This is a genomic window from Streptomyces sp. NPDC047049, assembly GCF_040643995.1.
GTDB lineage: Bacteria > Actinomycetota > Actinomycetes > Streptomycetales > Streptomycetaceae > Streptomyces > Streptomyces mooreae.
Window position 1 is genome coordinate 66671 of record NZ_JBEYVM010000015.1, and the last position, 13045, is coordinate 79715.

Consider the following 13045-nt stretch of genomic DNA (forward strand, 5'->3'; position numbering starts at 1 on the left):
GAAACGCTCCCCGGTTCCTCCGGACGTCTGTTTAAACGGGGACGCCCTCCCCGGATATTTCGCGACCCCGTGTGACCTGAAGCACACACACCCCACCCGCCCCCGACATGCCCGGACCGGCAGAAGCCAGGCCCGACCAGCCCCACCCAGCGCGGCCCTGACCAGCCCATCGCACCCCGGCCCCGCCCAGGCCTCAGCCCCGGCCGGCCCAGCGCAGTCCGGCCCCGCCCAGGCCTCAGCCCCGACCGGCCGTGCGCCGGCCCGGCCCCGACCCATCCGGCCCCGCCATGACTCCAGTTGACGTAACCCCGCGCGCGAGCGATCACCCGTCCGCACAAGGTGATCGATATGAAGCACAAGGTATCCGCGGTCCTGGCCGCCGGCGCCGCCACGGCGGCCGCGGCCATAGCCCTGGGCTCACCGCCCAGCGCCGTCGCCATACCTACCGCGCCCGGCGCCTCGCCGAGCGGCCCGTGCGCCCTGCGCGGCATCACCGACGACGTCGCCGAATCCGCGGACACCCCCGCCGGCTACGCCCGCTCGTCCGGCGTCGTCAGGGCGCTCACCCTCTTCATCGACTTCCCGGACGCCCCCGCCACGCTGTCCCCCCGCGCCCGCTTCGCCGAATTCTTCCCGGCCGCGACGGACTACTTCCGCACCAGCTCCTACGGCAGGCTGACCTACCGCCCCATGCCGCTGTTCCGGTGGATCCGCATGTCCCGCCCGCTCGCGGCGTACGACATCGGACGGGGCGCCAGCTTCGACCCGGCCTCGGACGACGGCTATCACGCCCTCTCCCGGGAGATCGTCCGCAACGTCGACCCGCTCGTCGACTTCCGTGACTACGACGTCATCAACGTCATCGCCACCCCCAACGCGGGCCCGCCCGCGACCCGTACGGTCCTGTCGGTCACCTTCAGCGGCGGCGACATGGGCCTGAAAACCGCCGACGGGGTGCCTTTCCGGAACGCGTCCTTCATCTGGAGCCGGCAATCCGGGGTGAGCGCCTTCCGCGTCCTCAACCACGAGAACGCCCACAGCTTCGGGCTGCCCGACCTCTACTTCACCGACGACCGCGACGCTCCGCCCCCGGTGGGGCACTGGGACCCGATGGACGAGGACTGGGGGCCGAGCAACGACTTCGTCGGCTGGCACAAGTGGAAGCTCGGCTGGCTGTCCGCCGATCAGGTGCACTGCGCCCCACGCCGCGGGACGCCCGGCGAACACACCCTCACCCCGGTCTCCACCCCCGGCGGCACCAAGATCATCGTCATCCCGACCTCGTCCCACACCGCCCTGGTCGCCGAGGCCCGCACCCGTGGCCCGCTCGACCCCACGGTCTGCCGGCCCGGGGTCCTCCTCTACCGCGTCGCCACCGACGTCCCCTCCGGCCGCGGCCCGATGCGCATCGTGGACGCCACCCCGCACAGCGACGGCTGCTACCAGGACAGCAAATACGTCGACCCGGAACTGACCGACGCCACCTTCCTCCCCGGTGACACCTATACGGACCGTCACAGCGGCGCAGCCGTCACCGTCCTGACGGAGAACCCGGACGGCACCTATCGCGTACGAGTGACCCCGGCACGCGCCTGACGAAGACGCACACCCCCACCCGCCCACCGAAGTCAAGCGACCGCACAAGCAGCCCCCGCCCCGCTCCCCCTCCCCCTGCTACTCTCCCCGCCCCTCCTCCCGCCAGTGCCGCCGCCCGATACTGATCAGCCGCAACTGCCTGCGCGCCACCTGGACCACCTGCTCGGCCGCCCCCTCGGCGCCGTCCGCGTCCGCGTCGAGCAACGCCGCGGCCGTCGTCACCAGCCGGTCCACGTACAGCTCCGCCAGCATCCGCACATCGTCATCACGCCACCCTTCCGACACCGGCTGGGACTTGAGCGCCGCCGCGACCTCCTCCGCGAACCGGTCCATCTCGTCCGCGATGGCCTGCCGCACGGCCCGTACGCCCCCGTGCCGCTCGCGCGCCACAAACCTGATGTGCAGCGGATAGCGGCGCACATGCTGCTCCACGACCGCGACCGTACGGTCGATCCGCTCCTCGGCCCCGTCCTGCTCGGCCAGGATCGCCCGCACCATCGCATGCAGGCTCCCCAACGCCTCCTCGACCAGGGCGACGCCCAGCTCACCCATGTCCCGGAAGTGCCGGTAGAACGCGGTGGGGGCGATCCCGACCACCCGCGTCACCTCGCGCAGCCCCAGGCTGCTCAGACTCTGCTCCTCCAGCAGGCCGAGCGCCGCATCGAGCAACGCCTGACGGGTCTTCTGTTTCTGGGCCTGCCGGACTCCAAGACTGTGACTCATGTCATCCAGTAAACAACCGTTCTCCGAACTACTCCACCCGTGGGCAGTCGTAGACTGAAGAAACTGAGTGAACAACTGTCCTCTGGAACCGGAAAGGAAGGTCATGCTCTTCCTCGTCGCAGCCCTTCTCCTGATGGGGATCATGCTGGGTACCGCGGCACACCTCCCCGTCCCCGTCACCCTCGTCGCGGCCGCCGTCATCGCCGGCTGGCTGCTCGTCTTCTTCCTCCGCGAACGCCGCCACCACGCCGAGGTGACCTCCCGATGACCACGCTCAGCGAAGCCACCCGCACGACCTCGCCGACGACGACCGCGCCCGCGACGGCCACGGAAGCCAAGGACCCGCACCGGCCGACCACCCGTCCCCGCCCCCAAGCGGACGGCATGGCCGTGGCCTCTTTCATCCTCGGCCTGCTCGGCACCCTGGTCCTGAACATCCTTCTCGGCCCCTGCGCCCTGGTCCTCGGCGGCCTGTCCCTGGCCCGCGGCACCACCCGCCGCGGCCGCGCCCTCCTGGGCATCACCCTCGGCGCCGCCGACCTGCTCCTCCTGGCCCTCCTCACCACCGCGGACGGCACCCTCAGCTGGCACATCGGCGGCTAACACCCCACCCCGGGCCACCACTGCACCAACCGGCCCGACACCAGCACCCCCACGATGGCGGTGGTCACCCAGACCACCGCCATCGGCACATCCCGCCCCTTCCACCCCACCCCCAGGCCACGCCCACCCCTCATCCCCAACAGAAGCGAACCACAGCGAACGCATCAGCTACCCTGTCAGGGGCTCAGGCCTTGCCTCCGTAGCTCAGGGGATAGAGCACCGCTCTCCTAAAGCGGGTGTCGCAGGTTCGAATCCTGCCGGGGGCACCGAAGAAGGGGCCGGTCCAGGAGGATTTCCTCCCGGGCCGGCCCTTGGTCGTTTCAGGGTTCTGCGCCTGCGCGTGCCGCTGCGTCCGCCCTGTCGACGTGGAGTCGGCTGCCGCCGGAAGGCCCCCCACCGCATTGGCGCCTATCGGGTGAATCAGGTCATTCGGTGCGTGGCGGTCGGTGTGGCAGCGGGAAGGCCCTCTGCACACCGGACATGCGATGGGCAGGGAGCGTCCCGATGCCGAAGTTTCTGATCCAGGCCACCTATACGTCCGAGGGCACCAAGGGGCTGCTCAAGGAAGGTGCGAGTGGGCGCCGCGCTGCCGTCGATCAGGTCGTCACGGCCCTCGGCGGGACGGTCGAGGCCGTGTACTTCGCCTTCGGAGAGGACGACATCGTGCTCATCATCGACCTCCCCGACCCGGTGTCCATGGCCGCCATCAGCCTCACCGTCAAGGCCAGCGGGGCCCTGCGGACCCGGGCCACTCCCCTTCTCACCGTCGAGGAGATCGACGAGGCCACCCGTCGGCGAGTCCCCTTCCGCGCCCCCAGCGCGTAAGGCGAGGGCAGGGGTCGTCCGCCGGGCCGGGGAAGTGAGCCGGCACCTCCGTTTGCCAAGCCCCCCGGCCTGATTCGGGATGCGGGGTGGTGTGGGGGCCAAGAGGCCGGGGGCTCCCGCTACTTCTGCGAGGACGCGGGCCAGGTTCGTCAAGGTCTTCCGGGCCAGGCGCAGTTGTTGTCGTAGCTCGGCTTCGCGCTCCCACGACTGTTCGTGCTGCTGACGGGCGACGCCGGACGGCCTCGCCGCTTCGTGCTCGGCGAGGGCGGGGTACCAGCGGGTCAGGAGGGGTCGCACGACGGTGTTGAGGACGGTGACCGCGAGCGAGCCGAAGGTGATCTCGCCCTGCCTGCTCCGGGGTGCGACATCGGGACCGTGGCGACGCTCGTCTCCGGCTTGGCCGAGGGCACCTGGAATCCACCTGACCGCACCACCCAAGTCGCCTATCCTCACAGGGAATCGGGGCCGGAGACGCGGCTCGGCCCGGCCGGGAGGCCGGGGCACGGGCCGGACGGGGAGGGTGACGACGGTGCGCTACCGCCAGCTGGGACGCAGTGGATTGTCCGTGTCGGAAATCGGTTACGGGGCGTGGGGTATCGGTGAGTCCAGCTGGGTGGGTGCCACGGAGGACGAATCCGTGCGCGCTCTGCACCGTGCCATCGACCTCGGCGTGAACTTCATCGACACCGCTCGCGGCTACGGCGAGAGCGAGCGCATAGTCGGCCGCGTCGTCCGTGAGCGGGTCGGCGAGGACGTACGCGTGGCGACCAAAGTGCCGCCCAAGAACCGGGTCTGGCAGCCGCCCGGCGGCACGGACCCGGCCGAGGCGTTCCCGGGCGGGCACATCCGCGAGAGCCTGGAGACCAGTCTGCGCACCAGCGGCCTGGACCACTTCGACCTGCTGCAGTTCCACATCTGGAGCGATGACTGGGTCGGCCGCGGCGACTGGCTGGAGACGATCAGCGAGCTGAAGCGGGAGGGAAAGATCCGCCTGTTCGGCGTCTCCGTCAACGACCATCAGCCCGACAGTGCGCTCGCGCTCGTGCGCAGCGGTGCCGTGGACAGTGTGCAGGTCATCTACAACATCTTCGACCAGGCGCCGGCCGACTCCCTGCTGCCGGCCTGTGCGGAGCACGGCGTCGGCGTCATCGTCCGGGTGGCGCTGGACGAGGGCGGCCTCACCGGCCGGATCACGGCCGACACGGTGTTCCCGGAAGGCGACTGGCGCAACCGCTACTTCCGCGACGACCGCCCGGCACAGGTCGGACAGCGAGTGGCCGCCATCGTCGCCGACCTCGGTATCGCCCCCGATGAGATCGCTGAGACCGCGTTGCGGTTCGTGCTGAGTTCGACGGCGGTTTCCACGGTCATCCCCGGAATGCGCAGCGTACGCAACGTCGAGCGCAACACGGCGGTGAGCGATGGCCGGCCGCTCACCGGTGAGCAACTGGCCGTTCTGGCCAAGCACCGGTGGCAGCGCAACTTCTACGCCTGATCTCCGACGACCGCCACCAGGGGCCGTGCGCGCTCGTACCGAGGCTTCCCCGCTGCGCACGGCCCCCGTATGACGGTGGTGTTCGCCGCCGCCCTACTGCTTGCATGCCCTACGGCATGGCGCCGGTGGTGGGAGCTGCCGTAGTGGGAGCCGCCGTGGTGGGGGGCGTCGTAGTGGTACCGCCGACCGTGGCACCGGCAACCGTGGCGCCGATCGTGACGCCGCCGACCGTGGGGTTACCGGGCACCGTGGCACCGCCCGGGGTGGTCTGACCGCCCTGGGTGGTCTGGGCGCCCTGGGCAGTCCCCGGCGTGGTCTGACCGCCCGGAGTCGTCTGGCCCGGCGTGGTCTGACCGCCCGGAGTCGTCTGGCCCGGAGTCGTCTGACCGCCCGGAGTCGTCTGGCCCGGAGTCGTCTGACCCGGCGTGGTCTGGCCCGGAGTCGTCTGACCCTGAGTCGTCTGCGCGGCAACCGTCGTCGTCGTGCTGGCGCCGGTCGTCGTGGTGGTGGCACCCGTAGTGGTGGCGCCGGTCGTCACGCTGGCGCCGGTCGTCGTGGTGGTGGCACCCGTGGTGGTGGCACCCGTGGTGACGCCTCCTGTGCCTCCTGTGCCGCCACCGCCGACGAAGACGCAGAGCCTCGGGTTCTGGACGACCCTGCCGTTCCGAACGTTCACCACGATGAGCTTGCCGGTATTGGGGTCTCTGAGGAACTTGCAGAGCAGGCTGGGCGCCGCACTCGACGATGTCGAGGCGGTCTTCGCTGTCTGCGGTGCCGCCTGAACGCTCATCACGCCACCCGTGCCGACGAGCGCCACCGTCAGGACGGACGCGCCGATCACGCTGGGCAGGTGTTTCCGGATCCGCTTCACCATGATGCCTCCTTTGGGCGGACGGCCTACGTGGGTATCTCCTTCAGCGTGGAAGGCCGACCATGGCTCCGGTGTTGAACGGGCGTGACCCTGCCGTGACGCCGCTCATGCCGGGGTGGGGGGAACCGGCCCTTCGAGCCGTAGGGGACGGGCGATGAGGACGGCGACGTCGTCGTGGTCGTCCGGGTCGCGGAGGGCGTCGAGGAGGCGGTCGCAGGTGTCCTCCAAGGAGCGGTCGGGGTTACCGAGGAGGCGGAGGAGGAGGTCCAGGCGCGCGTCGATGGGCTGGTGGCGGGTCTCGACCAGACCGTCGGTGTAGAGGACCAGCCGGTCGCCGGGGTGCAGGGGGACGGTGGTGGCCTCGAAGGGGACACCGCCGACGCCGAGGGGTACGCCGGTGGGCAGGTCGAGGAGTTCAGGGGGCTCGCCGGTGCGGATCAGTACCGGGGGAAGATGGCCGGCGATGGCGATGTCGCAGCTCGCGCGGTGCGGGTCGTACACGGCGTAGGCGCAGGTGCCGTAGTACTCCAGCCCGACGGTGATCTTGTCGATGTGCCGCAGTACGTCGCTCGGCGGGATATCGAGGTCGGCCAGGGTGGAGGTGGCGGTGCGCAGGCGCCCCATGGTGGTGGCGGCGTTGATGCCGCTGCCCATCACATCGCCCACGACGAGGGCGGTCTTGTCCGCGGCCAGGGGGATGACGTCGAACCAGTCGCCGCCGACTTCGCTGGTGGTGCCGGCGGGCTGGTAGCGGGTGGCGATCTCCAGTCCCGTCCGGTGCGGCGGACGGTCCGGGAGCAGGCTGCGCTGGAGGGTCACCGCCGTATTGCGCAGGCTCTGGTACAGGCGGGCGTTGTCGATGCACACCGCGGCGCGGTCGGCCAGTTCGGCGGCGAGGGCCAGGTCGTCCTCGTCGAAGGGCAGCGGGTTGCGGGCGCGGGTGAGACACAGCGCGCCGAGCACCTCACCGCGGGCGATCAGCGGCGTGGTGAGGTAGCTGTGGATGCCCGCACGGGCCAGCAGGGCGGCGGCCTCGGGGCCCCGAGCGATACGCGTCAGGTCCCGCTCGCCGACGTGGGAAACCAGGATGGGGCGGCCGGTGCGCACGCATTGGGTGACCAGCCGGTCGGGCCCGTAGCTGGCGAGCCGGCCGGGAGGATCGGCGGCGCGGACCGCCTCGGTCGGGTGGGCGGCGCGCACCGCGAGGGCGCGGAACAGCGCATGGTGGTCCCCGGGTGTGGTGGGTCGGCGGTCGTCCAGGACGGAGTCCAGGACGTCGACCGCCGCCACGTCGGCGAGCTCGGGCACCGTGACGTCGGCCAGTTCGCGGGCGGTCCGTTCCACCTCCAGCGTGGTGCCGATACGGGCGGTGCCGTCGGCGATGATGGCCAGATGCCGGCGGGCGCGGGCCGTCTCGGTGGCCGCACGGTGCCGGTCGGTGACATCCACGACCAGGCCGGCCACCCCGAGGATCCGCCCGCCGGGATCCTCGAGGCGGTAGCAGGAGACGGACCAGGCGTGCTCGTTGTCGGGATCGGCGGGGGTGCGCCCCAAGGTGTACGCGTCGACCAGGGGGCTGCCGGTCGCCAGGACCTGCCGCAGCGCCGTCTCGAGCGCGTCGAGGTCCATCAAGGGCAGCACCTCGCGGACCGACCGGCCGAAATGGTCCCCGGCGGGAACACCGTTCATCCGCTCCAGCGCCGGGTTGACGGCCAGGTAGCGCAGGTCGGTGTCGAAGACGGCCACGCCGATCGGGGACTGCGAGACCAGCCGCGTGGAGAGGGCCACATCCCGTTCCACCTGCCGCAGGACCGCCTCGTCGGTGGCGATCCCCAGCGCATAGAGGTCGCCCCGGACGTCCAGCAGCCGCATGTTGCGGAACTCCACGAGCCGGGTGCTGCCGTCCTTGTGCCGGATGGGGAAGGCACCGGCCCAGCTGCTGCCCGTGCCCATGACCTCGGCGAAGAGTCTGATCACCAGGTCCAGGTGCTGTTCGTGGACCAGCAGCCGGCCCGCGTACTGGCCCAGGGCCTCCTTCGCGGTGTAGCCGAACAGCTCCTCGGCCTGCGGGCTCCACAGCACGATGTGCCCGTCGGAGTCCAGCACCACCGCGGCGACGCCGAGCAGGTCCAGCAGCCCACTGCGCTGCGGCGGTCCGGCGTCGGGCTGATCGCCCACGGGTCCGAAGGGGCCGGCTGTCCTCATCCCAGGCACTCCCTCCGCCCGTGAGCGCGGCCTGCGCCAGGCTGTGGCCTCTGTCCCCGCACCTCGCAGTGCCTCCATGGTGCCCCGGACCAGGGCGACCCCGCAGGGCGTGCGGGCGGGCCGGCACGGCACGCGGCCACGGACCGGGCGTCCGGAGCGAGGGGAGTTATCCACAGGGTCGACGGCGACCCCCGCGGAACTCGTAGGCTTCTGGAATGGCTCTGGCGGACGTGGAAATGGTCGTGGACATGGATGTGGCAGGCGCCTCGGACGCAAGCGAGGCGGTGCAGGTACTGCGCCGGGTGTTCGGGTACGAGTCGTTCCGCGGCAGTCAGCAGGAGATCATCGAGCACGTCATAGGGGGCGGGGACGCGGTCGTCCTGATGCCGACCGGTGGCGGCAAGTCGCTCTGCTATCAGATTCCCTCGCTGGTCAGAGGCGGTGTGGGGGTGGTCATCTCGCCCCTGATCGCGTTGATGCAGGACCAGGTCGATGCCCTGCGGGCGCTCGGGGTGCGGGCCGGGTTCCTCAATTCGACGCAGGATCTGGAGGAGCGGCGGCTCGTCGAGGCCGAGTTCCTGGCCGGGGAGCTGGATCTGCTGTATCTGGCCCCCGAGCGGCTGCGGGTCGAACAGACGCTGAGCCTGCTGGACCGCGGGAAGGTCTCGCTCTTCGCGATCGACGAGGCGCACTGTGTCGCGCAGTGGGGCCATGACTTCCGGCCGGATTACCTGGCGCTGTCGATGCTGCACGAGCGCTGGCCCGAGGTGCCGCGGATCGCGCTGACCGCCACCGCGACCGAGGCGACCCATACCGAGATCACCTCCCGGCTGCGGATGGCCGACGCCCGGCACTTCGTCGCGAGCTTCGACCGGCCGAACATCCAGTACCGGATCGCGGCGAAGAGCGAGCCGAAGAAGCAGCTGCTGGACCTGCTGCGGAACGAGCATGCGGGGGACGCGGGAATCGTCTACTGCCTGTCGCGGGCCTCGGTCGAGAAGACCGCACAGTTCCTGGTGGAGAACGGCATCGCGGCGGTGCCGTACCACGCGGGGCTCGACCCGCGGACGCGTGCCGAGCACCAGGCCCGCTTCCTGCGTGAGGACGGGCTGACCGTGGTCGCCACGATCGCGTTCGGGATGGGCATCGACAAGCCGGATGTGCGGTTCGTGGCGCATCTGGATCTGCCGAAGTCGGTGGAGGGCTACTACCAGGAGACGGGGCGCGCCGGGCGTGACGGGCAGCCGTCGACGGCCTGGCTGGCCTATGGGCTGCAGGATGTGGTGCAGCAGCGGAAGATGATCGACGGGTCGGAGGGGGACGAGGCGCACCGGCGGCGGCTGTCGGCCCACCTCGACGCGATGCTGGCGCTGTGCGAGACGGTGCAGTGCCGCCGGGTCCGGCTGCTGGCCTACTTCGGGCAGGAGAGCAGCGCATGCGGCAACTGCGATACGTGCCTGGCCCCGCCGGAGACCTGGGACGGCACGGTGGCCGCGCAGAAGCTCCTGTCCACGGTCGTCCGGCTGAAGCGAGAGCGCGGGCAGAAGTTCGGCGCGGGCCAGATCATCGACATCCTGACGGGGAAGAAGACCGCCAAGGTCATTCAGTTCGATCACGACGGGCTGAGCGTCTTCGGAGTGGGGGACGACCTCCGGGACGCCGAATGGCGTGGTGTCGTACGGCAGTTGCTGGCTCAGGGGCTGCTCGCCGTCGAAGGTGATTACGGCACGCTGGTGCTCACGGAGGCGAGCGGCGAGGTGCTGGGCGGCCGGCGCGAGGTGCCGATGCGGCGGGAGCCGGAGAAGGCGGCGCGGGCGGCCAAGGCGAAGACGAAGAGCAAGCGTGCGGCTCCGGTGGACCTGCCGGAAGAGGCCCTGCCGGTCTTCGAGGCACTGCGCGGCTGGCGGGGGCGGACGGCCAAGGAGCAGGGCGTGCCCGCGTATGTGATCTTCCACGATGCGACGCTGCGGGAGATCGCCACGGTCCGGCCGGCGACCACGGCCGAGCTCGGCGCGGTCAGCGGCGTCGGCGAGAACAAGCTCGCGAAGTACGGATCGCAGATCTTGGATGTGCTGGCGGGGCGGGAGAGCCCCGAGGGAGAGAGCGGCGGCGGAGAGGGAGCCGGCGCGTCAGCGGCGGGCGGGGGGACGGTGGCGGCCGGGGCAACGGCGGCCGGGCCCAGGGCGGGGGCCAAGCCAGCAACGACGGCCGGGGCTGCCGGGGCGGCCCGGCCGGGCAGGGCGCCGGGGGAAGCTCCCCTGGGGCCGGAGCCTGACGACGAGGAGGCGTTTCCGGAGCCGCCGGATGACATCGACTGGTAGCCGGATGGCAGTGGCCGCTACCGCTGGGCGGCCAGGTGGCCGGGCGGCCGGATGGCCGGATGGCCGGGCGGCCGGATGGCCGGGCGGCCGGATGGCCGGGCGGCCGGATGGCCGGGCGGCCGGATGGCCGGGCGGCCGGATGGCCGGATGGCCGGATGGCCGGGCGGCCAGGTGGCTGGGCGGCCGCCCCGCCGCCCCCCGTGCGGGGGCCGTGCCGGCGGAGCACGGGGAGCAGCTTCAGTAGTGGGGCAGGCAAGAGGTCGGCAGCGGGTCAAGGAGCTCGGGGGGCGGCATCAGGCAGTCGGAGGATCGTGCGGGCGCCACCGTCGGACGCGTTGGTGAAGCGGAGGTCGATGCCCAGGACGGCGGACTGGCCGACGGCGATGGTCAGGCCCAGGCCGTGGCCCTTGCCACGGCCCGGGGCGTCGGTGCGGAAGCGCTGCGGACCGTGTTCCAGCAGGTCGGCGGAGTAACCCGGGCCGTGGTCACGTACCTCGATGAGCGCCGGGCCGCCGGGCGGGGCGTCGACGGTGACGACGACCGGGGGCCGGCCGTGCCGGTGTGCGTTGATGACGAGGTTGGCGAGGATGCGGTCGAGCCGGCGGCGGTCGGTCTCGATCACCCGGTCGGCGGCGATCCGCACAGCGGTGTCGAGGCCGGTGGCGAGTACGGAGCCTTCGACCAGCGTCCCGAGGTCATAGGCGTCGAGGTCGGCGCGCTCGGTGCCGGAGTCCAGCCGGGAGATCTCCAGCAGGTCCTCGGTGAGGCGGTGCAGCGCCCGCAGCCGGTCGTTGATCATCTCCTTGGGCCGCCCCTCCGGCAGCAGCTCGGCCGAGGCCAGGATGCCGGTGAGCGGCGTCCTGAGCTCATGGGCGACATCGGCGGTGAAGCGCTGTTCCGCCTGGAGCCGCCTCTGCAGGGAGCCCGCCACCGAGTCCAGCGCCGCGGCCACCGCCGCCACCTCGTCCTGCCCGGCGGACCCGCCGCCCGCCGCATCCGCGCCGTTGCCGACCCGGGCGTCCAGGTCGCCGGCGGTGATACGGCGCGCGACCGCCGCAGTGGTGGCCAGCCGCCGGCTGATGCGCTGGGCCAGGAACAGCCCGGCGAGGGCGACGGCCGCGGCGGCGAGCACGGCAGAGCCGAGGATGGCGGTGTCGAGCTTGTCGAGGGAGCGGTGCGTGTTGCCGTAGGGCGACCAGACGGCCATGACGTGTCTGTCGGCCGGCGCCGCCGCCCACATGACGAGGCGGCCCCGATACGTGCCCACCATCGTGCCGTGCTCGCCGGAGCGTGCCAACCGGCGCAATTCGGCGGGAAGCTGGGGCGGGTCGAGGAGGGAGTTGAGACCTTCGCGTGAAGTGCCGTACTCGAAGAGGTCCAGGGCGGTGCCGAGGTTGGCGCTGGTCTCCTTGCGGACCTGGCCGACGGTCTGACGGGCCACCGCGTTGTGGACGAGGGCCCCGAGGACGGCGGCGACCGCGCAGCTCACCGCCATCACGGTCAGCGCGATCTTCCAGCGGAGGGAGACCGCCGGGCGTTTCACGGGCTGCCGCCGCCGGCCCGTGGGGTCTGGGAGGTGCGGGCGTCATCGAGGGTGAGGTTCCACAGACTCATCGAATCGCCGTCCCAGAGATAGTCGGTGACGCTGACGTACCGGGGATCCTTGGTGGGCTCGCGGATGGCGAGGTGCCCGGCCGCCAGCTCGACACCGGCCAGCACCCCACGCAGCACGAGCACCCGCGTCACCACCGCGCCCCGGACGCTGTACACCCGCAGCTCACTGTTGCGGGGCGTGAGGTTGACGGCCATGAGCAGGTCCGGCTTGCCGTCGCCGGTGAGGTCGTGCAGCTCGGGGCGGCGTACCGACTTCGGGGCGGGCGGCTTTCCGCCCTGCGCGGCGATGTCCGCGTTGAGGACGGCGAGCGGGTTCGCGTCCGCCATGCTGCCGCCGGGGATCCGCGGGACGTGCGGTACGGGTACCAGGGCCGCCGGATTCTCGTCGCGGCCGGGCGGGGCGGGCGAATAGTCCGGCCACAGCACCAGCGGCGCATCCACGTCCCGGGCCCGCCCCTCGCTCTGCAGCCCCTCCACGCCCGCGCATCCCGTCGCGAGGAGGGCGAGCGAGGCGAGTGAGGCGAGGACTGCGAGGACGGAGCAGGGTGAGCGGGGTGAGCGGCCGGAGAGGGCGAGGAGAGGGGAGCGGGCAAAACGGTGGGCGCGCGCCGTACCGGGTCGCAGCCGTCGCATATCCTCGCCACCACCTTCACGCCTCCACACCTTCACGCCCTGCGCCTCCGCGCCCCCACGCCTCCACACCTTCACGCCCTGCGCCTCCGCGCCTTGCCGCTGCGCAGCCTGCTGCCTTCCCGCCCGCATGCCTGCCCGGCAGATAGCCAACCCGCATGC

11 protein-coding genes and 1 tRNA gene are annotated in these 13045 nt (G+C 71.7%); 7 read left to right on the forward strand and 5 right to left on the reverse strand.

Annotated features, from left to right (window positions below; translation table 11 throughout):
- The first annotated feature begins 348 nt into the window (after positions 1-348).
- Positions 349-1596, forward strand: a complete 1248-nt coding sequence (locus ABZ851_RS27135) for a M6 family metalloprotease domain-containing protein (protein ID WP_336052022.1) — start codon at positions 349-351, stop codon at positions 1594-1596.
- A gap of 78 nt (positions 1597-1674) precedes the next feature.
- Here the strand turns inward: ABZ851_RS27135 and ABZ851_RS27140 are convergent, their stop codons facing one another.
- On the reverse strand, positions 1675-2319 hold the full coding sequence (locus tag ABZ851_RS27140) for a TetR family transcriptional regulator (RefSeq protein ID WP_361132564.1): 645 nt from the start codon (positions 2317-2319) through the stop codon (positions 1675-1677).
- Between the two features lie 103 nt (positions 2320-2422).
- Between ABZ851_RS27140 and ABZ851_RS27145 the strand changes: the two genes are divergently transcribed.
- The 5 genes from ABZ851_RS27145 (at position 2423) to ABZ851_RS27165 (ending at position 5242) form a co-directional block, all read left to right on the forward strand.
- The gene (locus tag ABZ851_RS27145) at positions 2423-2587 is read left to right on the forward strand and encodes a hypothetical protein (protein ID WP_030986377.1); all 165 of its coding nucleotides are present in this window, start codon (positions 2423-2425) and stop codon (positions 2585-2587) included.
- Entirely contained in the window at positions 2584-2922 is a 339-nt protein-coding gene (locus ABZ851_RS27150) for a hypothetical protein (RefSeq protein WP_361132568.1), read from the forward strand. Before ABZ851_RS27145 ends, ABZ851_RS27150 begins: the two co-directional genes overlap by 4 nt.
- A gap of 193 nt (positions 2923-3115) precedes the next feature.
- Positions 3116-3188: transfer RNA gene (locus ABZ851_RS27155), tRNA-Arg, on the forward strand.
- Positions 3189-3426: 238 nt separating this feature from the next.
- Complete coding sequence (locus ABZ851_RS27160) at positions 3427-3747, forward strand: GYD domain-containing protein (RefSeq protein ID WP_361132571.1); 321 nt, start codon at positions 3427-3429, stop codon at positions 3745-3747.
- Positions 3748-4276: 529 nt separating this feature from the next.
- A complete protein-coding gene (locus ABZ851_RS27165) occupies positions 4277-5242 on the forward strand; it encodes an aldo/keto reductase (RefSeq protein ID WP_361132574.1) in 966 nt (321 codons plus the stop codon).
- A 109-nt stretch (positions 5243-5351) separates the two neighbouring features.
- Here ABZ851_RS27165 and ABZ851_RS27170 read toward each other — a convergent pair whose 3' ends face one another.
- Both ABZ851_RS27170 and ABZ851_RS27175 read right to left on the reverse strand, forming a co-directional pair.
- Positions 5352-6116: a hypothetical protein gene (locus tag ABZ851_RS27170; protein ID WP_361132577.1), complete on the reverse strand. Its 765-nt coding sequence runs from the start codon at positions 6114-6116 to the stop codon at positions 5352-5354.
- Between the two features lie 102 nt (positions 6117-6218).
- Positions 6219-8318 carry a SpoIIE family protein phosphatase gene (locus ABZ851_RS27175; protein ID WP_361132580.1) on the reverse strand — a complete coding sequence of 700 codons (2100 nt, stop codon included), beginning with the start codon at positions 8316-8318 and terminating at the stop codon, positions 6219-6221.
- A gap of 215 nt (positions 8319-8533) precedes the next feature.
- Here ABZ851_RS27175 and recQ point away from each other — a divergent pair, with 215 nt between their 5' ends.
- A complete protein-coding gene (gene recQ, locus ABZ851_RS27180) occupies positions 8534-10639 on the forward strand; it encodes a DNA helicase RecQ (RefSeq protein WP_361132583.1) in 2106 nt (701 codons plus the stop codon).
- A gap of 271 nt (positions 10640-10910) precedes the next feature.
- On the opposite strand, the gene ABZ851_RS27185 is transcribed toward recQ, so the two are convergent.
- Positions 10911-12182 carry an ATP-binding protein gene (locus tag ABZ851_RS27185; protein WP_361132586.1) on the reverse strand — a complete coding sequence of 424 codons (1272 nt, stop codon included), beginning with the start codon at positions 12180-12182 and terminating at the stop codon, positions 10911-10913.
- Positions 12179-12886, reverse strand: coding sequence for a hypothetical protein (locus ABZ851_RS27190; protein WP_361132589.1), 708 nt, complete (start codon positions 12884-12886; stop codon positions 12179-12181). The genes ABZ851_RS27185 and ABZ851_RS27190 overlap by 4 nt, the downstream gene beginning before the upstream one ends.
- Positions 12887-13045 lie beyond the last annotated feature (159 nt).